We start from the raw sequence: 23,808 nt of genomic DNA, 5'->3' as shown, positions 1-23,808 counted from the left end.
AACTCTGTGCTTAGCCGAACTGGTTCATGGTGTTGTCTTTACCACCGGCCTTGAGCGCGGCTTCACCGGCGAAGTATTCCTTGTGGTTGTCACCGATGTCGGAGCCGGCCATGTTCTGGTGCTTGACGCAGGCGATGCCCTGACGCAGTTCCTGACGCTGAACACCCTTGACGTACGCCAGCATGCCTTCGGCACCGAAGTAGCCCTTGGCCAGGTTGTCGGTAGACAGCGCGGCTGTGTGATAGGTCGGCAGCGTGATCAGGTGGTGGAAGATACCGGCTTCAGCTGCGGCGTCGCGCTGGAAGGTACGGATCTTCTCGTCGGCCACCTGGGCCAGTTCGGTTTCGTCGTACTCTACGCTCATCAGGTTGGCGCGGTCGTAGGCGCTCATGTCCTGGCCGGTTTCAGCCATGGTATCGAATACCTGCTGGCGGAAGTTCAGCGTCCAGTTGAAGGACGGGCTGTTGTTGTACACCAGCTTGGCGTTAGGCACGACTTCGCGGATACGGTTTACCATGGCTGCGATCTGGCCAACGTGGGGCTTCTCGGTTTCGATCCACAGCAGGTCGGCGCCGTTCTGCAAGGACGTGATGCAGTCCAGTACGCAGCGGTCTTCGCCAGTGCCTTTCTTGAACTGGAACAGGTTGCTCGGCAGACGCTTGGGACGCAGCAGCTTGCCGTCGCGGTTCAGTACTAGATCGCCGTTTTTCATGTCGGCAGTAGACACTTCTTCGCAATCCAGGAAAGAGTTGTACAGGTCACCCAGGTCGCCCGGCTCATTGGTTACGGCGATCTGCTTGGTCAGGCCGGCACCCAGGGAGTCGGTACGGGCAACGATAACACCGTCGTCGATACCCAGCTCAAGGAAGGCGTAGCGAACGGCGTTGATCTTGGCCAGGAAGTCGGCGTGGGGCACTGTGACCTTGCCATCCTGGTGACCGCACTGCTTCTCGTCGGAGACCTGGTTTTCCAGCTGGATGCAGCAGGCACCGGCTTCGATCATTTTCTTGGCCAGCAGGTAAGTCGCTTCCGGGTTACCGAAGCCAGCGTCTATGTCGGCGATGATAGGCACTACGTGCGTTTCGTGGTTGTCGATCTTGGCCTGTACTTCGGCTGCCAGGGCGCTGTCGCCAGCGGCGCGGGCGTCGTCCAGTGCAACGAAGAGCTGATCCAGTTCGCGGGAGTCAGCCTGGCGCAGGAAGGTGTAGAGCTCTTCGATCAGTGCGGCAACCGAGGTTTTCTCGTGCATGGACTGGTCAGGCAGCGGGCCGAACTCGGAGCGCAGAGCAGCAACCATCCAGCCAGACAGGTAAAGGTAACGCTTGCTGGTGGTGCCGTGGTGTTTCTTGATCGCAATCATTTTCTGCTGGCCGATAAAGCCATGCCAGCAACCCAGGGACTGAGTGTAAGAAGCGCTGTCGGCATCGTAGTCAGCCATGTCCTGACGCATGATGGCAGCGGTGTACTTGGCAATGTCCAGACCGGTCTTGAAGCGGTTCTGCGCTTTCATGCGGGCAGCAGATTCAGGGTTGATAGCATTCCATGTGTTGCCCTGGGCGGCACGAAGGTTGGCGATAGCGTCGATGTCTTTGTTGTAATCTGACATTTTTTATCCCTTGAAGTCCTGACAGCCCGGTTGCAAGGCTGTATGTGTTTGCTTTCGTAATCAATACTATGCGTATTGATTTTATAATTGAAATAAATGGGTTCTATTTGTAACATTCATTCAATGAATGTTCGTCCGAAACACCCATAGTTGCTGACTTTGCGCAGGTTAACTTGCCATGAACCTTGAAAGGCTCGACCTTAATCTTCTCGTTTATTTCGATGTTTTGCTGCGTGAGCGCAACGTCACCCGCGCCGCCAGCCTGCTGGGTATCACCCAGCCTGCCTTGAGCAATGGCCTGCGGCGCCTGCGCGATACCTTCAGTGATCCGCTGCTGGTGCGTACCAGCGAAGGCATGCTGCCCACCGAGCGGGCGCTGACGCTGCAGCCCATGATACGCCAGGCACTGGCCACGATAGAACGGGCAGTTGAGCCCAACGTGCAATTTGATGCCGCCAGCAGCGACCGGGTGTTTCGCATTATGACGAGCGATTATGGCGAATCGACGCTTATTCCGTTACTGCTTGAGCGTTTAAGCCAGGAAGCGCCCGGCGTGGTGCTGGATATCCTGACCCCCAGTGACATGAGTTTTCTGGATGTGGAGCAGGGCCATGTGGATCTGGTGATCAACCGCTTCGACAGCATGCCCCAGGCCTTTCACCAGGTGACCCTGTGGCGAGACAGCTTTTCCTGCCTCTTCAGTGCCGACAACCCGATCGCCGCCGACTTTACGCTGCAGACCTACCTGGAGGCCAACCATGTCTGGGTCAGCAAAACCGGCATGGGCGCCAGCCTTGGCATTACCCCGCAGGATACCAAGCGCCTGGGCTGGGTTGATGAAGCGCTTAAACGCATCGGTCATCAGCGCCATATCTCCGTCTTTACGCGCCATTACCAGTCGGCGGTGCATATGGCGCAGCAGAAGAACCTGGTGGTGACCATTCCGGCGCGCGCTGCGTTATCCAAACGCCGGGATGCGCGTCTGATCATGCGTCCGCCGCCGTTCGATATACCGATGTTCGAGTTGAAAATGGCCTGGAGCCCGCTGCTGCAGCACAACAGTGCCCACGAGTGGATACGCCGGCTGGTGGTGGATGTCGCCCAGGGCAGCAGCGCCTGATATTTTGGCTTATGAGTAAATTGTTGCCCCACGGGGGAGTCTGGTCGGGGGAGGTCTGCCGTAGTGTCTGCCAACAGCAAGAAGATAAAAGCCGATACGGGGTCGGCCTGGGCGCCACTGCGCCATCCGGTGTATCGCATGCTCTGGTGCGCCTGGCTGACGGCCAACCTGTGCATGTGGATGAACGATGTCGCCGCCGCCTGGCTGATGCTGTCGTTAACCGACAAGCCGGTGATGGTGGCGCTGGTGCAGGCGGCGGCCACCCTGCCGGTATTTCTGCTCGGTGCGCCCAGTGGAGCCCTGGCCGATATTCTTGATCGGCGCCGATACTTCATTGCCACCCAGCTATGGGTAGCCGGTGTCGCGGCGGTACTCTGCCTTGTGGCCCTGCTGGGCCTGCTGACACCCATGCTGTTGCTGCTGCTGACCTTTGCCAACGGTATTGGTCTGGCCATGCGCTGGCCGGTGTTTTCCGCCTTGCTGCCGGAGCTGGTGCCGCGGGAGGAGCTGGGCCGGGCGATGGCACTGAACGGTGTATCGATGAACGGGGCGCGGGTCATCGGGCCCATGATTGCCGGTGCCGTGATTGCCTGGGGCGGCAGCGCCTGGGTGTTTTTGCTCAATGCCGCGCTCTCGGTACTTGTGGCGCTGGCCTTGCTGCGCTGGCGGCGGGAGCGCAAGGCCAGTACCTTGCCGGCGGAGCGCTTTTTTGGCGCCATGCGGGTAGGATTCCAGTATGTGCGCCAGTCACCGGAAATGCATGCGGTGCTGTTGCGTGCCTCGACCTTCTTTATGTTCTCCATCGCCTCCATTGCGCTGCTGCCGGTGGTGGCCACACAGCTGCCGGGCGGCGATGCCGGCACCTATACCCTGTTGCTGGCGACGGTGGGTGTGGGGGCAATACTGTCGGCCTTTCTGTTGCCACGGCTGCGACAGCGTATCGGGCGCAGTGAAATGGTGAATTACGCTACCCTGGCCAATGCCCTGGCAACCCTGGCGCTGGCCTTCGCCCCCAATCTCTGGGTCGCCATGGCGGCGCTGCTGCTGTCCGGCGCCTCCTGGCTGGCCACGGCCAATTCCCTGTCGGTCAGTGTGCAGCTGGTATTGCCCGACTGGGTGCGGGCCCGGGGCATGTCGGTGTATCAGATGGCGGTAATGGGCGGCACGGCGCTGGGGGCCGCGCTCTGGGGGCAGGTGGCAACAGTTGCCGATACCCGTATCAGCCTGGCGGCGGCGGCGCTCTGTGCCATGCTGGCGCTGGTGGTGCTGGCGCGCGTGCGGGTTGAGGCGGCGGGGGCGCGGGATCTGACACCGCTGCCGTTCTGGAGCGAACCCGAACTGGCCGTGCCGCTGTTGCCCCGGCAGGGGCCGATCATGACGCAGCTGGAATACCAGATTGATGTGGCCCGGGTGGACGAGTTCATGCAGCTGATGCAGGAAAGCCGGCGCATGCGCCTGCGCAACGGGGCTCTGTCGTGGGAGCTGTTTCAGGATGCCGCCGATCTGGGGCACTTTATCGAGTACTTCGTGGATGGCTCCTGGGTGGAGCACCTGCGACAGCACGAACGGGTGACGGCTCACGACCAGGCACTCTGGGAACAAAAGCGCAGCTTTCACCTGGGGGACCATGCTCCCAAGGTCTCGCATTACGTGGCCCGGCGGGTAAAGCGCGCCTGAACTGAGAGGCGCGTGCCAGGCCTGGGTTAGATGCGCAGCACTGCAACCCTGGCCGCAAGCTTTGCGCCTGCCCCCGAATACTGGCCAGCCGTGTTTCGATAACACGGCGGATTTTTCAGCGTTCAGCGCGTCGGGGGGGCCGGTGCGAAGCTGTTGGAAGCATTGTTGAAGTAATGGCGGGAAGCCGCCAGTTGAATGCCTTGCGACTAAAAAAGGCCCTTGGCTTAACGCTAAGGGCCTTTTTTCTAGCAGCCTTTCGGGCTTTGCCGCAGTAGAGCAGTGTTAAGTCCGACAGACTGCCATGCCAGAAAGCTCCCGGGGAGCTTTGGCGCCGAAATCAGAGCGCTTTCAGGGCTGCGTCGTAGTCCGGCTCATCGGCGATTTCAGCCACCTGTTCGGTGTGCAGAACCTTGCCGTTTTCATCAATCACAACCACGGAACGGGCCAGGATACCCGCCAGCGGGCCTGTGGTGATGGTCTGGCCGTAGGCTGTGCCAAAATCCGAACGAAAGCAGGAGCCGGTGGCAACCTTGTCGATACCCTCAGCACCACAGAAGCGGGCAGCGGCGAAGGGCAGGTCGGCGGAGACGCACAGGACATTGATACCGTTGTCGGCGGCGCGCTTGTTAAAGGTACGTACAGAGGTGGCGCAGGTCGGGGTATCCACCGACGGGAAGATGTTGAGTACCAGCTTGCTGCCCCGATAGTCGGCCAGGGTGGCTTCGCTGAGATCGGTTTTCACCAGGGTAAAGTCCGGTGCCTGGCTGCCAACAGCCGGCAGGTTGCCGCTGGTTTCAACCGGATCGCCTTTAAGAGTAATGGTGGCCATGTGATACGTCCTGTGTTTTGCGTGAGGGTTCTGAAAACCCACAGAGGATACCACCTGCAGCGCAAATTAGAACAGCTGGCGCCACGATTGCCGTGGCGGCCGACTGCGTCTTTGCAGGCTGTGGCTCTTAGCCTTGATGTAGCGCCTGATGCTCTGTCTGACAGAGCGCCTGAATAGGGCGGCGGGGCAGCTCGTCAGGCCGAGGCGAGTGTCTCGGCCAGCAGCTCCAGCCGGTCCTGGCCCCAGAACTGCTCACCGTTCAATACATAGGAGGGCGCGCCCAGGATACCCAGTGCAACGGCCTGCCCGGTGTTCTGATCGTAGGTGGCAGAGGTTGCGTCGGCTTCGGCGGCGGCGAGAATGGCGTCGGCATCAAAACCGCAGGCCTCAAGGGCTTCGCGAATTACGCTGCGGTCGGCAATGTTCTTGTCGTCCACCCAGCAGGCGGCCATGACGCGACCGGCGAATTCGGCCGGATTCTGCCTGGCAGCCAGCAGCGCAATCACGCAGCAGTTGGCCAGGGCCGAGCTGGCGGGGAAAAATTTGGGTTGCAGATTCAGCGCCAGGCCGCGCTTCTTGGCCCAGCGCTTGAGTTCCACCAGACGGTAATCGCGGCGGGCCTGTGGCCGTTCGCCCAGCGGCTTGGCGCCGGAGTTTGCAAACACCGGCCCCAGCTGGATCGGCAGGAAAGTAATCTGGGCGCCGGCGGCCGCAGCGGTTTTGAGCAGCAGGTCATGGCCCAGAAAGGTAAAGGGCGATAAACAATCGAAGTAGTAATCAATTCGTGCCGTCATGGGAGCCTCGGTTTGTGCATTGATGGGTGTATGATGCGCATAGTAAAAGACTTAATAGCAAACTTATTCCGGTAATCATGATTAAAAGTCCGAAATGATAGATTTCGCTCAAAAGCCCGACCGCCTGTCGGCACTGCTAAGCCGGTTTGAACTGCAGGCCTCTGCACTGACCGATGTCACAGACCCCGCCGCCAATCTGTTGCTGCTGGCAGGGGATGATGGCCTGCAGATTAGCGAAGTGCAGTTCTGGCCTGTCGCTGCGCCCTCTGTGCGGAATATGCAGCAGCGGGTACTGCTTGCGGCCTCGGTGTCGCTGGGCGGCGGGGTTAACCCCATGGCTCGGGCACTGCCTGCACAGCTGTGCATGGCGGTGGAGCCCGGTGGCCTGGTGCATGATCTGGCGCAGCTGATTGCGCGTGAAGCCGCCGCTGCCCGTTGCGGCGGCTATTCCACCTTGCAGCGGCTGCTGGAAGTTCTGGTGATCATGCTGTTGCGCCATGCGCTGCAACAGGGTGCCAGTCAACCCGGCCTGATTGCTGGCCTGGCTGATGCCCGCATCAGCCGTGCGCTGGTGGCCATTCACGAAGCGCCGCAACAGCGCTGGCGCAGCGAAGACTTGGCGGCACTGGCGGGCCTGTCCCGCAGCCAGTTTATGGCCTGTTTTGCATCCCTGGTGGGCCAAACGCCCTTTAGCTACCTGCGCCAGTGGCGCCTGACCCTGGTGCGCCAGGATCTCGCCGCCGGCGCCCGGGTCAAGACCGTTGCCGCCCGCTATGGCTATGGTAGCCAGGAAGCGCTGAGCCATGCCTACCGTCAGCACTTCGGTCAGAGTCCAACGCAATCCCGGCAAAAATACTATTAGCCCGCCAGATTAAGGGTAGTCACGGCGGTTCTGTCCTGGTTGGTTCTGGTTTGGTAGAGGAACGCAGGGGAAGGCCGGGCGTGATTGCGCTGAATGATCGGGCAGGGTGAATGACTGCTTTAGCTGTGCTGTGGTGAATGTCCGGTAAGTGCCCAAAGCGGACATTGCTTTCTCTCGACCGAAAGCAGTCAACAGCTCTACCATCATCTATGTGGCTTCGCCTTGAGCATTGGGATCTTGACAGCGTTACTGGAAAGGTAAAATAAACTGTACGCCGCACGAGGTGGGAAGCTGGAGAGTGTATTGACAAGAAAATTCTGTGACTGTGATGTTACGGAAAACCATATCCTGTAGGGCTACGTGACCTCCAGGAATGGCGGAAATCCTGACACCGCAGCGCCTAGCGCCATTTTCTGCCAGGCATGCTAGGTCTGTTGAAAATTTCCTTCGACGAGAATCCTTTGCCCCTCCGTCTTGGGCGACTTACTTTTATTTACTCGCACAAAGAAAAACATGATAGCTGCCATCGAACAATAAAGTGCTTACAAAACTTTGAAAGCAATATACACTGTTCCAATAGGGTCAAATATATAGCATTAGGCATAGATTTCAGGGAATAGGGCTAATGTTCATACGCCAGAAAACATTGGATGACTTGCTTTTTGATGTTTTTTCAAAATTATTGAAGAGCAAAAATCCTGTAAAGGCAACTCGCGGTTCAACCTTTGAATTGTTTGGCGTTATTCTAGAATTATCCAACCCAAGAGCAAGACTTAGTCGAACAGAAACGAAAGGAACAATTTTTAGCTGTCTAGGCGAACTCCTGTGGTATATTTCTGGCTCAAATGATTTATCATTTATTAAGCACTACATAAAAAGATATGAAGATGACTCAGAGGATGGAAAAACAATATATGGCGCATATGGCCCCAGACTTCTTAAACAAGACGGCCACATAAATCAAATAAAAAACGTAATAGAAATTCTTTCATTAAAAGAAACTTCCCGAAGAGCTGTTATTCAGATATTCGATTCATCCGATATTGATAGCTATCATAAAGAGATTCCTTGCACATGTAACTTACAATTTATAGTACGCAAGGGAAAACTAAACATGCTTACACATATGCGATCAAACGATGCTTTTTTTGGATTACCACACGATATTTTTTCTTTTACAATGCTTCAAGAAATAATAGCAAGATCTTTAAATATTGAAGTTGGTATATATAAGCATAGTGTCGGTAGCCTTCATATCTATGAAAACTATGTAGAGAAAGCTAAACAATTTATTGACGAAGGTTTTCAGTCTAGTAAACCAATGCCAAGTATGCCCATAGGGGACCCCAAGAAGTCAATAGAAAAACTTTTAAAAGTTGAACAAAACATTCGATCAAAAAATATTTGTTATGATGGAAGTGAAGAATTAGAACCTTACTGGACGGACCTAGCTTTACTACTAAGTATTTTTAACATATCAAAACAAATAGATAATGATCACTCAACCGAGATCGAACGACTTAAGAATTTGATTTCGTCAGACACATATAAAATTTATATAGAAAAAAGACAACAATCATTTACTAAAGCTAAAATTCCAGTACAACTACCTCTCGACAATAGAAAAAATAATTCCAAGTGTTCACATGAATGATATTTACTCAATTCTATTGATGCGTTTAAGTAAGACAATTACTTCACATAACAGGATTATTCCTTGGGCCACTCCCGTGCCTGTTTTTGGAGATTCAGTAAGATCCAAAGTTGCAACTTTAGGACTTAATCCAAGTAATAGAGAATTTGTTGACACGAAGGGTAATGAATTACAAGGGGAATACCGAAGGTTTCATACCCTGAATTCTCTCATGTTAGATGACTGGTCGAAAGTAAATAAATCTCATCTGAATTTGATTGAAAAATCATGTGAAGAATACTTCTACAACAACCCGTATGACAATTGGTTTGCTGCTTTAAACAAACTTATTTCCGGAACTGGGTGCTCATATTACAATAGCCTTTTCGGAAAGGCATGCCATTTAGACCTCGTACCATATGCAACATCCGTTAAATGGTCATCATTAACGTCAACACAGAAAAAGAACCTATTAGAGCTTTCGTCTGACGCTTTGGTGGAGTTACTCAATAACTCATCTATTAAGCTACTAATATTAAATGGCTCTACAGTAGTGAAATCGTTTCAGGATATATTTAATATAGAGTTAAATATCAAAAAAGAAGATGAGTGGACTCTACCAAGAGACAAAGGGAAAGGTGTAACAGGATTTTCTTTTTATGGGAAAATCGATCACCTTTCAAACATTAATCTAAATCGCGAAATTGTTGTTATCGGATTTAACCACAATATTCAAAGTAGTTTTGGTGTTACAAATAATATAAAACTATCAATCCAAAACTGGATTACTGGCATATCTAATGGAATAGAACTATGAAAAAACTGATAAGAGAGAACTTGTTACAATAATTGATGACGAACTAGATCTTGCATCACAAAAACTTCTTTTGCCTGGCATTGAAAACTCGAACAAAAGAAGTACCTTAGCCAGACAAATTGTTGATAGTATTCGACGTGTGGAGTTTATCTATACAATTGCAGATAGGCCGGTCAGCCAAGAATATTCTAATCCATATAGCGACATCTTCGATCCCTTAAAAGCTGCTATCTTTCACAGAAACAGCCAAAATATAAATGAGGCTTTTTGGCTCACGTTCCTAGCGATTCATTTCGGAAAAAATTTAAAAAAAGGATGGAAGCTCGTTAGAGAATTTTATGGCTCCCTAGGAAATGATAATAATATTTGGACATGGGATAGAATCACAAAAAACCAAGATTATTTTAATAATTGGATTAACATAAACTATATTTCATTTTCCGGTTCATATGGAAATCATAGAAAATATGAAACTCTGAAACCTGAAAAAAAACGAAGCCCATCAAATGTTATTTCGACGTACATCGAATGGGCTGGAAACAATCACGAAAGATTGATACAAGATACTAGAAATAACGAAATAAATCCTAGAGTAGCATTTGAGGCTCTCTATAAATCAATGAGCAATGTAGCATCCTTTGGTAGAACAGCTAAATTCGACTATTTAACGATGATTGCGAAATTAGAACTCACCAATATAGAGCCTGGGAAAACTTTTATGACCGGAGCAACAGGACCCGTTAAAGGAGCTAGACTACTCTTTGGTAATAGTGCAAAGGCAAATATAAGTTGTGCTATTCTTGAGCATCAACTTTCCATATTAGAACAGCAGCTATCCTTAGGTAAAATGGGTATGCAAGTTTTAGAAGACTCTCTTTGCAATTGGCAGAAAAGCCCTAGCGCTTATAAACACTTTCGCGGATAAATATTTTATACAATTGTATTTTTTTCATCATTAGCCCATTTGTATCGAACCTTGAATCGATTTAGTTGAGAGTGTCCAACAATACCAAGATGCTGTAACTGCCCAACAACTATACCTGGCGCTATACCAATTTTCTTTGCAAACCTTGGTATCTGGCGCCAGTTCTTTAAACTAAGCTCTCTAAGTTCTTTTTGGTAGGATTTAGGCACTAGTAAATCTCCAGAAAAACTATTTGCTTCTTCCTCAAAATCACTTACTGAGCAAGATTCTTCAAGCCCCTCAAGAAACAAAGCTTTATCTCCATGAAGTAATAAGTGGCCAGCTTCATGGAAAACCGTAAACCAAAAATGGTCATCGGATAAGTATCTAAAGCTGAGCATCATCATAGCATATCCATCACTAGTAAAACATGTGGCTCCGCTAGCTCGACAACCGGAAGGAGTTGGAGAAACTACTATTGAAACACCGCTTTTTGCAAATAATGCTTGAAGCTTTGGAATAAAAACATTCGGATCTTTTTCGACGGTAAGCGCTCTTGCATTTATCAAGTCCCGCTTAAACTTTTCAGGATTCCACTCAGCGAAATTAGAGCTACTGCTTAGCCGCTCACCCTGTCTTAGCCAAGTAATAACAGACTCTTGTATATGATCAAAAGACGAAGATGTCCTAAACGCAGTCATTAATAACTTATCGTTATTAATTTTATACCATTCGTCAACACTATATACACCAAAAAAATCAAGACACTGCCTATATTTATCCTTCCATTTACTAGACGGACTGATCCATCGATACTTTACCATGTCTCTAGTAGGCAGTTTTTTTAGCCATCCTTTCTGTTCATCTATCACAACAGCATATCGTTCTAGACCGAGCCTATAATTTCTCTCACGATTGATCCAGAACTCTTTAGATGCGCCGAATATTGTTTCCAAACTATTTGCAACATCATTATCGATTTTGAGTTTACCATGCAATAAATCCTTCGCACTTTTCTGTGAAAAACCCATCATCTCCGAAAAATCGGAAATATTTAAAGCTCGTTCAGTTAGAATATCTTTAATAGTTTCACCAGGAGGACTTACCCAGTCTGGTTGAAAAGATGTTGCTTCACTCATCACCGCACCCAATTTTTTTAATAGAAATAATTTTTATTCTTCTAATAGATTTCCAATCGACTTCACTTGCACTAAGTATAGGTGTGTTCACATTATTCGAACAAAAGACTATAAAATAGCTATTACATAGTTTTAGAGATAAACACGAAACATCATCATAGTTTATCTTTTTAGGCACACCGGCAACCAAGTCCGTAACGACCAATGCAGAGTCCATATCAGCTAATCTATGCCGTAACATATCGGCAACTTCGCGACCTAGTTGCTTATCCGCATAAGTCTCATTTTCGCACAACTTCCGAAGTTTCTTCGTGTCGAAAGCAATTTCCAAAGCTAGCATCTACCGTTCAGGTAAAGTCTCTTGCAGGATATCACTTTGTACTTCAAGAATCTCTCTTTTAGGCACATTAAGAGTTCAAAAACACCCTATTGCGGACCCAAAAAATAGCTCCAGTAGACCTCGAGCAGACCCCGGGATCAGGTCTTGACTTTTGCCTGTCCAGCGCCAATGTCCGCTCTGTGCCGAAAGCGGTCACCGGTGTATTCCAGGCCACTAAATCCACTGTGACAGCGATAGCCAGCTACGACATAGGCTCCCTTTAGATGCCTGGAAATCACCCTGTGAAGCTCAAAAGTCCCCTGGCTCTCACTCAGCGGAGCCGGCATCTGAGCCTCCAGTTGCGTCATTGGTTTGACTAGTGCTTGACTGCACAAGCAAATCGATAAATACTTGCTGGCTCAAACATTCAGCAAGCAGGTGTGTCATGTTGAACAAAGCAGAAGGCGATCTTGTGATGGGGCTCGCCAATCTCCAGAACAAAATCCAGAAGCGGCAGGCCGCTGCACTGTCGGCACATGGAATCAGTGTGACTGAGTACATGGTGCTGCTGCAGCTGCACCGGGCCGCCAATCACAGGATGCGTCGAATCGATCTGGCTGACAATGTCGGCCTGAGTGCATCCGGCGTTACACGGCTGCTTAACCCCATGGTCAAGATCGGGTTGGTGCACAAAGAGGAAAATGTCCGGGATGCCAGGGTCAGTCTGGTCGTCCTTTCCGATGCGGGGGCGCAGATTTTTCAGGATGCCGAGGTTTCATTCAACCATGCGGCACAGGCATTGCTGGCACCTCTGGGTGCGGAGCAGCAGGGGGCTCTGGCTGGCATTATCAAAGCGCTGCTCTGACAGTAAGTGCATCTTGAAGGCCTGCGCCCGGAAAATAATCTCAGTGCGCAGTATTACGGCTTCTTCGGGCGCATTCTTCAAGGTAGAGAGCCTTTGCTTACTTTACTTCGGCCGTTCGAATAAAAGTGAGTCGCCCAAGAGGGCGAAACCGGGATTGTCCGACAACGGTAACACTTCCCGAAACTGGCAATCCTAGAATAGCGCCATGCAACCCCGCTGTTGGGTTAGGTTCCTTCGGGTCTCCACCCAACCTACAAATGCACCGGTGATGGCAGGCGTTACAGTCATCCTGCATTGTCCGCTCCGTGCGCGAAAGCGCTCACCGCCTCACGCCTTGACTGGCGAAAAAATGAGCGCGTTCTAAAGCACCACAAAGAGTGCAACAGTACACTAGCTGTTTCCATATCTATTGTTGTCGCAAAAATCAGGTTGTCCTGCAGGTCAGTTTGGCGTCTCCCCCCAACTGTTCAGTTTTACTGATCCTTTGCCTCAGAATGTTCCGGTTTTTTGCGGCTGCGCCTGTGTCTATAGTGGTTTCATCAAAGAGGGGCAGCAGCTTGCAGCTTCAAGAATTGGACCCGAGGAGATCGACATGAGCCTGATTAACCGCATTATCAATCCTGGTACACACTGGTCAGGTCTGGCGCTGCGCCTGCCGCTGGGAACGCTGTTTGTGGCCCACGGTGCGCAGAAGCTGTTTGGCTGGTTTGGCGGCTACGGCCTTGAAGGCACCGGGCAGTGGATGACATCCATCGGGCTGGAGCCCGGTGTGCTGATGGCGGCGCTGGCAGGGGGCGCCGAGTTTCTGGGGGGCGCGGCACTGATTCTTGGCCTGCTCACCCGCCCGGCGGCGCTGGTGCTGGCGGTGACCATGCTGGTGGCGATTTTCTCGGTGCACATAGGTAACGGGCTCTTTATGAGCAACAACGGCTACGAGTTTGGTCTGGCGCTGCTGGCGGGCACGGTTTCGCTGCTGCTCTCCGGTGGCGGTCGTCTGAGCCTGGATAGGGTGTTTGTGAAGTCTGACAGTGAGGGGGCAGCATGATTACTGTACGTTCCAGCGAGGCCCGAGGGCGCGGCAATCACGGCTGGCTCGATAGCCGCCACAGCTTTTCCTTTGCGGACTATTACGATCCGAAGCATATGGGCTTTTCGGCCCTGCGGGTGATCAACGAAGATAAGGTCACGCCGGGGTCGGGGTTTGGCACCCACGGTCACAAGGATATGGAGATTATCAGCTATGTGCTGGATGGCGTGATCGCCCACAAGGACAGCGAAGGCAATGTGCAGCAACTGCCCGCCGGCGAGTTTCAGCTGATGTCGGCCGGCAGCGGCATTCGGCACAGCGAGTACAATGCCTCTGAGTCCAACGGGCTGCGCTTTCTGCAGATCTGGATTCAGCCCGACCAGTTCGGCGGCAAGCCCGGCTATCAGCAGAAGAACTTTGGCCGGCGCAATGGGTTGACCCTGGTGATCAGCCCGGATGGCGAGGCGGGGAGTTTAACGCTGCGCCAGGATGCCAGGCTGTATCAGCTGCTGCTGGATTCCGAGCAGACACTGACCCAGGCGCTCAGGCCCGGCCGGCGCCAGTATGTCCACCTGATAAAAGGTTCGCTGACGATCGGCAATACACCACTGAAAGCGGGCGATGGCGCCAGTATCGAAGGCCTGGCGCAGCTTTCACTGCAGGCCGGCAAGGCACCTGTGGAGGCGCTGCTGTTTGATCTGCCCTGATCAGGGCGCGCTTTATCTTTCGCTGTAGAGCAGAGCACAACAGACACCGGCCAGGTTCAAGACCCGGCCGGTGTTTTATGTTTAGTGCTGTTTATGCAGGCGGGGGGCTGAGCCTGGATATAAAAAACCAGGCTAGTTGTGCGCAGCGTCTGGAGGCCTGTATGCCTGGGTGCCCCACAGCGGCACGGTGGAGAGGCTGTGCTTGAAGCTGCCGGAGGTTTCCTTGGTGGAGTAGGACAGGTACATCAGGGTCTGGGAGTCGGCATCGAAGATGCGGCGAATCTTCATGGTCTTGAAGAAAATGCTCTTCGATTTTTTGAACACTATGTCGCCATCGGGGGATTTGTCGATGGTGGCGATCATGGCGGCGGTGATTTCGCCGGTTTGCCTGCAGGAAATCGAAGAATCACTCGGATCGGAAAAATCCAGGTTGGCCTCAATGCTGGCCACATGACAGGTGACGCCTGGAATCAGCGGGTCGGTCAGTACGTTGAGTTTGATGTCCTTGGTGGTCAGCAGGCCGAGTGATACATCCCCTACCTCATTGCTGTCACAGCCCGTTATCAGTACAGACAGGGCGGCGAAGCCCAGTACCCAGAGTCGTTTTCTCATTTACAGAATTCCTTGCCGGGCGCATTGCCCGCTTTTTTTTCGTCGTAAAAGCATCGGTCACACAACAGCAATCGCAAAAATATCGGTCGCCAAAAAGCAGTATTGCAGATGTAGCCTGGTGAATGCACGGCGGGTATCAGGTTCGCGTGGGCGCAATGAATCCTATAAGTTAGCCATGGCAGGCTATCGATCAATAGACGCCGTCGCCGATTCGGCTGGTTTTATGGGTGTTATCCAATGAGTGATAGCAGGATGAACAGGTGCACATCAGTTAAGGCCTTGCTGGCCGGCTTGTTTGGCATTGCCGGCCTGAACGTCGCGCAGGCCGGTGAGGTCGAGATTCTCGGGGCGCAGTTTCAGCACAGCGGCGCCAACCGCTGGTCGGTCAGCGTAACGCTGCAACACAGGGATAGCGGCTGGGATCATTACGCCGACCACTGGCGAGTGGTGGATGAGGCCGGCGCCGTGCTGGGTGACAGGGTGCTGCTCCACCCCCATGTGGATGAGCAGCCCTTCACCCGTTCCCTGAGCGGCATCAGGGTGCCGGATGGCAGCAGTCGCCTGTTTATCGAGGCCCACGACAAGGTGCATGGCTGGTCGGCGAAGCGGCTTGGCGTCGATCTGGCCGAGGCCCGCGACGGGCGCGTGCAGGTCTCGGCCTCTAGCGGGCCTCCCGCCGACTAAAGCGCCCGGGTCAGGAAGGTTGTCTGCTGAGTTGTGTGGATACCCTGGTCCTCGAAGCTGAACTGCAGCGGGGTGCGGGACTGCTCTATATCCCGGCCGCAGACCCGGTACGGCAGCCAGGTTGAGTTGCTCTCGTTCAGGTCGATGCTGGCAGGCCCGAACAGCTCGAAATCTCCCGGGCCCTGTAGCGACAGCGCAATCAGCGACTGGCCCGGGGCAAAACCTTCCAGCTTGATGCGATAGCTGTTGCAGACGGTGTGGTCGTCCAGCCGGGTGAACAGGGTACCGCGGTCGCGGCGGATTTCGACCAGCAGGTCGGTGGTGCTGGTAAAACCCCAGGCGACGGCACCGATTGAGCCCAGCAGCACGGCGCCGTAGCAGGCCAGCAACGGTCGCTTGAGCGGCGAGGGCTGGCCGGCCAGCTGGGCTTCGGAGGCAAAGCGGACCAGCCCCCGTGGGCGCTTGAGCTTGTCCATCACCTCGTCACAGGCATCGATACAGGCAGCGCAGTCGATACAGGCCGCCTGCAGGCCGTCGCGGATATCGATGCCGGTGGGGCAGACCTGCACACAGAGACCGCAATCGACACAGTCACCACTGTCGGCGCCTGCGTTACGGCGGTTGGCGCGGGGCTCGCCGCGGCCCGCATCATAACTGACGGTACGGGTGTGGCGGTCGAACATCACGCCCTGAAAGCGGGAGTAGGGGCAGGCGTGCAGGCAGATTTTCTCGCGCACCAGGCCCGCATTGGCGTAGGTCAGCGCGGCCATGATCAGCAGCCAGCCCCAGAGTGCCGGCGACATTTCCAAGCCTGTGGCAGCGCCCAGTATCTCGCGGATTGGCACGAAATAGCCGGTGAAGGTGATGGCGGTGGCGCAGGCCAGCAGGATCCAGAGCAGATGCTTGGTGATACGACGCAGCAGGTAGGAAGCGCCCAGGGGCCGGTTTTGCTGGCGTGCCCGCGCACTGGCGCGCCCTTCAGTGAACTGCTCAATGCGGATAAAGAGCCAGGTCCAGATGCTTTGCGGACAGGCAAAGCCACACCAGACACGGCCCCAGGCCACGGCAAGGAAAAACAGCAGGCTGGCGCCGACGATCATCAGGCCGGCCAGCAGCGGCAAATCGTGCCAGGACAGGGCCTTGCCAAACAGGATAATACGGTGCTGCTCGAACGAGAACAGCAGCCAGGGCTGGCCGTTGACCTGTACCCACACCAGGCCGAAGAAAAGCGCGATCAGCGGCCAGGTACTGAGGCGACGCCAGTTCTGGAAGCGCCCTTCGGTGAGGCGCACGTGAAACTTTCCGTCCCGGGCTAAGGGCGGTGTGTAGTCTTGTACAACGGGGATCTGTTCCATGGCTGGCGTCCGCAGGTTTCAAATTGGCTGCAGATTACCCTTGTGTTGCGAATAGGATCAGGTATAAAAAAATTAAAGATAATAGGTACAGATTCCTGGCGCCCGGGCTTATCCTGAGGGCACCCGGTGCTGACCGGGTGCCGCCGTAACGACACTAAGGATGATGGAGTGACCCAGACGGAGTATCGCTATCAGCAGCTGGAAAACTGGCTGCTACAGGGCATTACCGAGCAACGCTGGCGTCTGGGGGAGCGTTTGCCGTCGATTCGTGCGCTGTGCGAGCAGCAGGGGTTGTCCAAGGCGACCGTGCAGCATGCTCTGCAGCGGCTTGAAGCCCAGGGGTTGATTGAGGCGCGGCCCAAGGCCGGCTACTTCGTGGCCCTGCTGCCCCATGCCGTCAGGGCGCCCCGCAGCCTGGCCCGGATAGAGGCGCCGCGTCCGGTGACGGTGAGCGAGCTGTTCCTCGATATCATGCGGCGCAGTGCGGCCTTCGATCTGTTGCCGGATCTGCATGCCGGCGATTCACCCCCGGGAATAGTGGCGCTGAACCGTGCCATCGGGCGGGCGTTGCGGCGCCAGAAAGGCGACGATCATCAGTACTATGATGCGCCGGCCGGTGATATGGCATTGCGCGAGCAACTGTCGCTGCATGCCGCCAGGCGTGGCTGGCAGGTGCTGCCTGAGCAGCTTTGCGTTACTTCGGGGTGTCAGCATGCGCTCTTTCTGGCGCTGATGGCCTGTTGTCGCAAGGGGGACGTGGTGGCGGTTGAGTCGCCGGGGTTTTATGGCGTGCTGCAGTTGCTCGAACAGCTGGAATTGCAGGTGGTTGAAGTGCCGACCTCCAGCGAGACCGGGCTCGATATCGATGCGCTGGAAGCGGTGCTCAAGCGCTGGGATATCAAGGCCTGCGTGGTATCGCCGGCCTTTGCCACGCCGGGCGGCGCATTGATGCCGCTGTCGGCACGCCAGCGACTGCTGGTGCTGGCCGAACAGTTCGATCTGGCGATTATCGAAGATGATATCTACGCCGATACGGCCTTTTCCCAGGTGCCTGATCCGTTAAAGGCACTGGATGTGAGCGACCGTGTCATTCTGTGCAGCTCCTTTTCCAAATCCCTGTCCCGTGACCTGCGTCTGGGCTGGATTGCCGGTGGCCGCTGGCATGACCGTATCCTGCACCTGAAGCTGGTGACTCAGCTGGCCAGTAGCCGTTACCTGCAGCAGGGGCTGGCGGATTTCATGCGTGACGGCAGTCTGGCCGCGCACCTGCGGCGTCAGCGCGGCGAGCTGCGCACCCGGCGGGACCGGCTGATTGCATCCCTGCATGCCTGGCCCGGCGAGATCCGGGTCAGTACGCCCCAGGGGGGCCTGGCGGTGTGGCTCGAGCTGCCGGAGTCCGTCGATACTCTCAGCGCCTATCCGGCGGCGCTGGGTCAGGCTGTGGTGATTACGCCGGGGCCGCTGTTCTCGGTCTCGGGCCAGTTTCGCAACTGCCTGCGCATCAGTTTTGCACACCCCTGGGATGCACGCCGCAGTGAAGCCCTGGGGCGCCTGCCTGAGTTGCTGTTGCCCGGGCTGCAGCCAGGTGGCTGAGCCGGAATCTGTCCCTATTAATATTTAAAAAGTTGAGCCTGCCCCTGAATGCGTGGCGTCTTTAGTCTGGTGGCTTCCCAAGCAGCCAGATCAGGTACGCCAAGGTGTATAAATACGACGAGTATGACCGCGCATTGGTACAGGCGCGGGTTGCGCAGTTCCGTGACCAGGTAGCCCGGCGCCTCAGTGGCGAGTTGAGCGAAGAAGAGTTTGTGCCGCTGCGGCTGCAGAACGGCCTTTATCTGCAGCGCCATGCCTACATGCTGCGGGTGGCGATCCCCTACGGCACCCTGTCGTCGGTGCAACTGCGTACGCTTGGCCGTATCGCCGAGCAGTACGACCGTGGCTATGGCCATTTCAGCACAAGGCAGAATATTCAGTTCAACTGGATTGAGCTGGAGCAGGTGCCCGATATTCTGCAGCTGCTGGCTGACCAGGAGATGCATGCCATTCAGACCTCCGGCAACTGCGTGCGCAATATCACCACCGAAGCCTTTGCCGGCGTCGCCCGCGACGAGCTGCTCGATCCCCGTCCGCTGGCGGAGATTCTGCGCCAGTGGTCCACCGTTAATCCCGAATTCCTGTATCTGCCGCGCAAGTTCAAGATAGCGATTTCGTCGTCTGAAACCGACCGGGCGGCACTGCGTGCCCATGATATCGGCCTTTATCTGTACCCTGGCGACGAGGGGGAAATGCTGTTGCGGGTCATGGTGGGCGGCGGGCTCGGGCGCACGCCCATTCTCAATGAGCAGGTACGCGAGGCGCTGCCCTGGCGCCATCTGCTCACCTACGTTGAGGCGGTATTGCGGGTTTATAACCGCCATGGCCGGCGCGACAACAAGTACAAGGCGCGCATCAAGATACTGGTCAAGGCGCTGGGCGTGGAGGCGTTTGCCCGGGAAGTGGAGCTTGAGTGGGAGCAAATCCGTGATAGTGCAGGCCAGCTGACATTGCACGAATATCAGCGGGTGGCACAGGGCTTCAGGGTGCCGGATTATGAGCGCCTCGATGCGCTGGATGCCGATTTTGGCGCCTGGCTGGCGCGGGATGCCGCTTTTGCGCGCTGGGTACAGACCAATACCCGGGCGCACAAGGTAGCCGGCTACAGCTCGGTGGTGCTTTCAACCAAGCCTGCCCCCACGGCTGACCAGAGTACGGCCCCAGGCGATCTTGCCGCCGCCCAGATGTACAGCGTGGCAGACCTGGCTGATCGTTACGGCTTTGGCGAGATCCGGGTAGCGCATGAACAGAACCTGGTGCTGCCGGATATCCGCAAGCGCGATCTCTATGCGCTCTGGAAAGCACTCGTCTCTATCAAGCTTGCGACACCCAATATAGGCCTGCTGACCGATGTGATTGCCTGCCCCGGCGGGGATTTCTGCAGCCTGGCCAGCACCCGTTCGCTGCCGGTGGCGCGGGCGATTCAGCAGCGTTTCGATAATCTTGATTATTTGCATGATCTGGGCGAAATCAGCCTGAATATCTCCGGCTGCGTGAATGCCTGCGGTCACCACCATATTGGCAATATCGGCATCCTGGGGGTGGACAGAAAGGGCGAGGAGTTCTTCCAGGTGACCCTTGGCGGAGCCCAGGGCAAGAACAGCAGCCTGGGTAAGGTCATCGGGCCTTCTTTCAGGGCCGAGGATATCCCGCAGGTGATCGAGCGGCTGCTGGAGACCTTCGTGCGTTACCGCGAAGTTGAAGAGCCTTTCATCGAGACCCTGGGACGAATTGGGGCGGGCCCCTTCAAGGAAAGTGTCTACTCAGGCCCTGATGAGAGCACCAACCCGGCCCAGATCCACACCCACTCCCGGAAAGGCGAGGCGATGGCATGAAGAATCTGATTACATTGCACAGCGGCGCCGCTGCGGTTGCAGTGAAGGATCCCTGGGAACTTGTCGATACCCAGGAGGGTGAGGCCGCGCCCGGCGCCAGCGGCAGCGCCTACCGAATTCTGCCGTTAAGCGACTGGCGGCAATTGTCCGAGGTTGCCGCGAAGCGATCAGAGGCCACAGCAGAGCCCATGGGTGTGCTCTTGCACCCCGATGATGACCCCGCCGACCTTGCCCCCTGGATTGATCGCATTGCGCTGATTGCGCTGGAGTTTCCGAGTTTCAGGGACGGGCGCGCCTACACCCAGGCTTTCGTACTGCGCAGCCGACTGGGGTTTCGCGGCGAGCTGCGGGCCATTGGCGACGTGCTGCGCGACCAGCTTGTGGCCATGCGCCACTGTGGCTTCAGCTCCTTTGCCGTGCGTGGGGATCGCTCGGCCGAGGACGCCCTGAAAGGGCTGGCCGGTTTCGATCTGATCTATGCCCGCTCGGTGGCCTGCCCGGAACCGCTGTTCCGGCGGCGGTTGCGTGCAGGCGAGCCAGGTGAATCGGATCAGCCAGGCACTTGAGGCCCAGGGGGCGTGAAGCGCTGTCGCTGCATTGTACCGCCGGGTGCCGGCGTTTAGCCGCGCACTGACCTGACCTGCTCCAGTGCCGCGGTACGGCCACCACGGTTAAAGGCGTCCAGCAGGCCTGAGCCCACCACGGCGATATCGGCCAGGCCGTGCAGTGCCTGTACCTGGGTGCCGGTGCGGATGCCAAAGCCAACGGCCAGCGGCAGGGCTGTGGTGGTGCGGATGGCGGCCAGGTAGTCCTCCAGTGGCTGGTCCTCGTGCTGGTTTCGATTCTGGGGGCTTGTTGCCTTGTCGGCCCCGGTAACGCCGCGCCGGCTGACGCAGTAGAGCATGCCGCTGGCGGCCGCACAGATCTGCTGCATGCGGGCGGGCGGGGTTTCCGGTGTCAGCATCCAGATGGGTTCTATCTGGGCTGCAACGCAGCTGTGGCGAAAATCATCCGCCAGCTCCAGTGGCAGGTCGGGGACGATAAAGCCGGCGATACCGGCGTTCGCGGCATCCCTGGGCAGGCGTGCCAGGCCATAGCGATACAGCGGATTGAGGTAGCTCATGAGCAGGATGCGGCTGGCGGGGAATTCGCGCCCAATCGCGGCAATGTCCGCCAGACAGCGCGCCAGGGTCGGGCGCTGCTGCAGTGCCTGGTGGCAGGCATGGAGGATGGAGGGGCCATCGGCGGAGGGATCCGTGAACGGGAACTGCACCTCCAGCAGTTCAACGCCTTCGCTGAGCAGGTCACGCATCAGCGCGAGACTCTCATCGATGGTCGGATAGCCGTAGACCACATGGGTCATCAGCAGGATGGGCTTGTCCTTGCGCTGCTGCTCGATAAAGGTCTGAAGTCTGCTCATGCCTGTAGCTCCCGTTCCAGGTAGCGTTGCAGAAAGGGGCCGAACTCGGTGTCTTTTACCGCGCTGGCGACGTTGAAAATATCCTTGTCGCCGCGTCCGGAGATATTGATCACCACCTTTTTGTCCGGCGACATGGCGGGGATATCCCGCAGCGCACCGGCTACGGCGTGGGAGGATTCCAGCGCCGGGATAATGCCCTCGCAGCGCAGCAGGGTCTGGAAGGCGTGCATGACCTCGTCATCGTTCGCCGCTGTCATCCGTACCCGGCCGGTGTCATTCAGGTGCGCCAGAATCGGTGATACGCCCACATAGTCGAGTCCTGCGGCAATGGAGTGAGTTTCCATCAGCTGGCCCTGGTCATCCTGCAAAAACATGGTGGCAAACCCCTGGGCTATGCCCGGGCTGCCAAGGTTGTCGGACAGGCGGATGGAGTGATCGCCAGGCGCAGGTCCGCGACCGCCGGCCTCAACCCCCACCAGTTCAACGCTCTGATCGTCGATAAAGGGCAGCATGATACCGGCGGCGTTGCTGCCGCCGCCGACGCAGGCGTAAATGGAGTCGGGCAGGGCACCAAACTGTTGCAGGCTCTGGGCGCGCACTTCGCGCCCGATCACCGACTGAAACTCGGCCACCATCTCCGGGTAGGGGGCGCAACCACAGGCCGTACCGATCAGGTAATGGCTGCCGGACGGATCTGCAGACCAGTCGCGCAGCGCCTCATCCAGCGCATCGCGCAGTGTCTGTCCGCCACTGGTGACCGGCACCACGGTGGCACCGAGCTGTTTCATCCAGAACACATTGGGGTACTGACGTTCGATATCCCGGGCCCCCATGTAGATGGTGCACTCCAGCCCCAGTCGGGCGGCGATAAGCGCCGAGGCCACGCCATGCTGACCGGCGCCGGTTTCAGCGATGATGCGTTTTTTGCCCATGCGCTTGACCAGCAGGCCCTGGCCAATGACGTTGTTCATCTTGTGGGCGCCGCTGTGGTTCAGGTCCTCGCGCTTGAGAAAGACCTGGGCGCCCCCGAGTTCACGGCTGAGGTTGGGGCAGGGGGTCAGCGGTGTCGGCCGGCCTGAATACTGCTGCAGCTCGCGGTCAACCTCGGCCAGAAAGTCGGCATCGACCGAGGCTTGGTTCCAGGCGTTCAGCAGCGCCTGCTGGCTGGCGTGGAGTATTTCAGGAATGTAGCTGCCACCGAAGCGGCCGAAGAAACCCTTGTCACTTTGCATGACGCACCTTAATTTATTAACTTTACCGTTTAGTTAAAATAATAGTAAAATCTGCTGCAGTCAACGAAATTTTAAGGATCTGAACATGGCCCGGGGCCGACCTTCCAAAAAGCAGCTGATTCTGGACACGGCGCAGCGTCTGTTCAGCGAGCGGGGTTACCAGGGCACGACCATCGATCTGGTGGTGCAGAGTGCAGGCGTATCCAAGCCCACCGTCTACAGTCACTTCCCCAGCAAGCAGGCGTTGTGGCAGGCGATGCTGGAACAGGCCATAGCGGCATCCGAGGCGCAGCGGGCGACCTTGGATATTGAGGCTACTGGCTGGTTTGAGCTGATTCCGGGCGGATTCGCCCAGCTGGCGACGCAGCCGCAGATGCTGGCCATCTATCGCATCATGCTGGGGGAACAGCACAAGATGGAGCCGGAGTCGCTGGCGCTGTTCAGTGCCTTTGAGGAGGGTTTCGAGCGCTGGTGTGATCGGGTGTTGAAGGCCCAGGCGCTCAGCCTGACAACAGAACAGCGCTTTATATTGCGGGCTCTGTGTCGGGAGGCTGTGCTACAGCCGGCACTGCGGCTGCAGAGCGTCCCGGCCATAGATGATCTCTCAAACCTGATTCGGCGTGCGCTGGGAAAGCTGGGTTAATAGCGTGAAAAACGCCGATCCTGGCTGACGGGATCTACACAGAGTGTCCGATGAAGTGCGCATTGACGGTTAACAGGAGGGGCCTATACACTCGTTGTTGTTAACTGAATGATCAATTAAAAAAGAATTTCATCA

General features: G+C 55.8%; 23 protein-coding genes. 14 read left to right on the top strand and 9 right to left on the bottom strand.

Translation table 11 applies throughout. The features are described 5' to 3' along the window. Positions 1–10 precede the first annotated feature (10 nt). A complete protein-coding gene (locus tag MRS74_RS06915) occupies positions 11–1,606 on the bottom strand; it encodes an isocitrate lyase (protein WP_254579545.1) in 1,596 nt (531 codons plus the stop codon). Between the two features lie 178 nt (positions 1,607–1,784). Between MRS74_RS06915 and MRS74_RS06910 the strand changes: the two genes are divergently transcribed. Together MRS74_RS06910 and MRS74_RS06905 are read left to right on the top strand one after the other, a co-directional pair. Further along, positions 1,785–2,726, top strand: a complete 942-nt coding sequence (locus tag MRS74_RS06910; protein ID WP_254579544.1) for a LysR family transcriptional regulator — start codon at positions 1,785–1,787, stop codon at positions 2,724–2,726. 63 nt (positions 2,727–2,789) lie between these two features. After that, complete coding sequence (locus MRS74_RS06905) at positions 2,790–4,403, top strand: MFS transporter (RefSeq protein WP_254579543.1); 1,614 nt, start codon at positions 2,790–2,792, stop codon at positions 4,401–4,403. 337 nt (positions 4,404–4,740) lie between these two features. Here the strand turns inward: MRS74_RS06905 and tpx are convergent, their stop codons facing one another. Continuing rightward, positions 4,741–5,232: a thiol peroxidase gene (tpx, locus tag MRS74_RS06900; RefSeq protein WP_254579542.1), complete on the bottom strand. Its 492-nt coding sequence runs from the start codon at positions 5,230–5,232 to the stop codon at positions 4,741–4,743. Positions 5,233–5,426: 194 nt separating this feature from the next. Further along, on the bottom strand, positions 5,427–6,026 hold the full coding sequence (locus tag MRS74_RS06895; RefSeq protein ID WP_254579541.1) for a 2-hydroxychromene-2-carboxylate isomerase: 600 nt from the start codon (positions 6,024–6,026) through the stop codon (positions 5,427–5,429). A gap of 94 nt (positions 6,027–6,120) precedes the next feature. Here MRS74_RS06895 and MRS74_RS06890 point away from each other — a divergent pair, with 94 nt between their 5' ends. From MRS74_RS06890 to MRS74_RS06875, 4 genes are all read left to right on the top strand, one after another. Then, complete coding sequence (locus MRS74_RS06890) at positions 6,121–6,888, top strand: helix-turn-helix transcriptional regulator (protein ID WP_254579540.1); 768 nt, start codon at positions 6,121–6,123, stop codon at positions 6,886–6,888. A 625-nt stretch (positions 6,889–7,513) separates the two neighbouring features. After that, complete coding sequence (locus MRS74_RS06885) at positions 7,514–8,542, top strand: thymidylate synthase (protein WP_254579539.1); 1,029 nt, start codon at positions 7,514–7,516, stop codon at positions 8,540–8,542. Continuing rightward, entirely contained in the window at positions 8,535–9,338 is an 804-nt protein-coding gene (locus MRS74_RS06880) for a hypothetical protein (RefSeq protein ID WP_254579538.1), read from the top strand. The genes MRS74_RS06885 and MRS74_RS06880 overlap by 8 nt, the downstream gene beginning before the upstream one ends. Before the next feature lie 70 nt (positions 9,339–9,408). Next, positions 9,409–10,263, top strand: coding sequence for an alpha-glutamyl/putrescinyl thymine pyrophosphorylase clade 3 protein (locus tag MRS74_RS06875; RefSeq protein WP_256557831.1), 855 nt, complete (start codon positions 9,409–9,411; stop codon positions 10,261–10,263). A 5-nt stretch (positions 10,264–10,268) separates the two neighbouring features. Here the strand turns inward: MRS74_RS06875 and MRS74_RS06870 are convergent, their stop codons facing one another. Beyond that, entirely contained in the window at positions 10,269–11,381 is a 1,113-nt protein-coding gene (locus MRS74_RS06870) for an ImmA/IrrE family metallo-endopeptidase (protein ID WP_254579536.1), read from the bottom strand. Then, the gene (locus MRS74_RS06865; protein WP_254579535.1) at positions 11,374–11,721 is read right to left on the bottom strand and encodes a hypothetical protein; all 348 of its coding nucleotides are present in this window, start codon (positions 11,719–11,721) and stop codon (positions 11,374–11,376) included. Before MRS74_RS06865 ends, MRS74_RS06870 begins: the two co-directional genes overlap by 8 nt. A gap of 424 nt (positions 11,722–12,145) precedes the next feature. Here MRS74_RS06865 and MRS74_RS06860 point away from each other — a divergent pair, with 424 nt between their 5' ends. From MRS74_RS06860 to MRS74_RS06850, 3 genes are all read left to right on the top strand, one after another. Then, a complete protein-coding gene (locus MRS74_RS06860) occupies positions 12,146–12,565 on the top strand; it encodes a MarR family winged helix-turn-helix transcriptional regulator (RefSeq protein WP_254579534.1) in 420 nt (139 codons plus the stop codon). Positions 12,566–13,157: 592 nt separating this feature from the next. Continuing rightward, the gene (locus tag MRS74_RS06855) at positions 13,158–13,610 is read left to right on the top strand and encodes a DoxX family protein (RefSeq protein WP_254579533.1); all 453 of its coding nucleotides are present in this window, start codon (positions 13,158–13,160) and stop codon (positions 13,608–13,610) included. Next, on the top strand, positions 13,607–14,299 hold the full coding sequence (locus MRS74_RS06850) for a pirin family protein (RefSeq protein ID WP_254579532.1): 693 nt from the start codon (positions 13,607–13,609) through the stop codon (positions 14,297–14,299). Before MRS74_RS06855 ends, MRS74_RS06850 begins: the two co-directional genes overlap by 4 nt. A 132-nt stretch (positions 14,300–14,431) precedes the next feature. Here the strand turns inward: MRS74_RS06850 and MRS74_RS06845 are convergent, their stop codons facing one another. Further along, positions 14,432–14,911 (bottom strand): CreA family protein, encoded by a 480-nt coding sequence (locus MRS74_RS06845; protein ID WP_254579531.1) that lies wholly within the window; start codon positions 14,909–14,911, stop codon positions 14,432–14,434. A gap of 252 nt (positions 14,912–15,163) precedes the next feature. Between MRS74_RS06845 and MRS74_RS06840 the strand changes: the two genes are divergently transcribed. After that, positions 15,164–15,595: a hypothetical protein gene (locus MRS74_RS06840; RefSeq protein WP_254579530.1), complete on the top strand. Its 432-nt coding sequence runs from the start codon at positions 15,164–15,166 to the stop codon at positions 15,593–15,595. Here MRS74_RS06840 and ccoG read toward each other — a convergent pair. Next, positions 15,592–16,950 (bottom strand): cytochrome c oxidase accessory protein CcoG, encoded by a 1,359-nt coding sequence (gene ccoG, locus MRS74_RS06835; RefSeq protein ID WP_254579529.1) that lies wholly within the window; start codon positions 16,948–16,950, stop codon positions 15,592–15,594. The two genes, MRS74_RS06840 and ccoG, sit on opposite strands and share 4 nt — an antisense overlap. A gap of 168 nt (positions 16,951–17,118) precedes the next feature. Between ccoG and MRS74_RS06830 the strand changes: the two genes are divergently transcribed. From MRS74_RS06830 to MRS74_RS06820, 3 genes are all read left to right on the top strand, one after another. Then, entirely contained in the window at positions 17,119–18,543 is a 1,425-nt protein-coding gene (locus MRS74_RS06830; RefSeq protein WP_254579528.1) for an aminotransferase-like domain-containing protein, read from the top strand. 104 nt (positions 18,544–18,647) lie between these two features. Further along, positions 18,648–20,378: a nitrite/sulfite reductase gene (locus tag MRS74_RS06825; RefSeq protein WP_254579527.1), complete on the top strand. Its 1,731-nt coding sequence runs from the start codon at positions 18,648–18,650 to the stop codon at positions 20,376–20,378. Continuing rightward, positions 20,375–20,944, top strand: coding sequence for a DUF934 domain-containing protein (locus tag MRS74_RS06820; protein ID WP_254579526.1), 570 nt, complete (start codon positions 20,375–20,377; stop codon positions 20,942–20,944). The genes MRS74_RS06825 and MRS74_RS06820 overlap by 4 nt, the downstream gene beginning before the upstream one ends. Before the next feature lie 53 nt (positions 20,945–20,997). Here MRS74_RS06820 and trpA read toward each other — a convergent pair whose 3' ends face one another. Together trpA and trpB are read right to left on the bottom strand one after the other, a co-directional pair. Beyond that, a complete protein-coding gene (gene trpA, locus MRS74_RS06815) occupies positions 20,998–21,798 on the bottom strand; it encodes a tryptophan synthase subunit alpha (protein WP_254579525.1) in 801 nt (266 codons plus the stop codon). Then, on the bottom strand, positions 21,795–23,030 hold the full coding sequence (gene trpB, locus MRS74_RS06810) for a tryptophan synthase subunit beta (RefSeq protein ID WP_254579524.1): 1,236 nt from the start codon (positions 23,028–23,030) through the stop codon (positions 21,795–21,797). Before trpB ends, trpA begins: the two co-directional genes overlap by 4 nt. Before the next feature lie 85 nt (positions 23,031–23,115). Here trpB and MRS74_RS06805 point away from each other — a divergent pair, with 85 nt between their 5' ends. Next, entirely contained in the window at positions 23,116–23,673 is a 558-nt protein-coding gene (locus tag MRS74_RS06805) for a TetR/AcrR family transcriptional regulator (protein ID WP_254579523.1), read from the top strand. Positions 23,674–23,808: the final 135 nt, after the last annotated feature.

Origin of the sequence: Marinobacterium sedimentorum, from assembly GCF_024267675.1 — a bacterium.
Taxonomy (GTDB): Bacteria; Pseudomonadota; Gammaproteobacteria; order Pseudomonadales; family Balneatricaceae; genus Marinobacterium_A; species Marinobacterium_A sedimentorum.
This window is presented reverse-complemented; position numbering and strand designations above follow the sequence as displayed.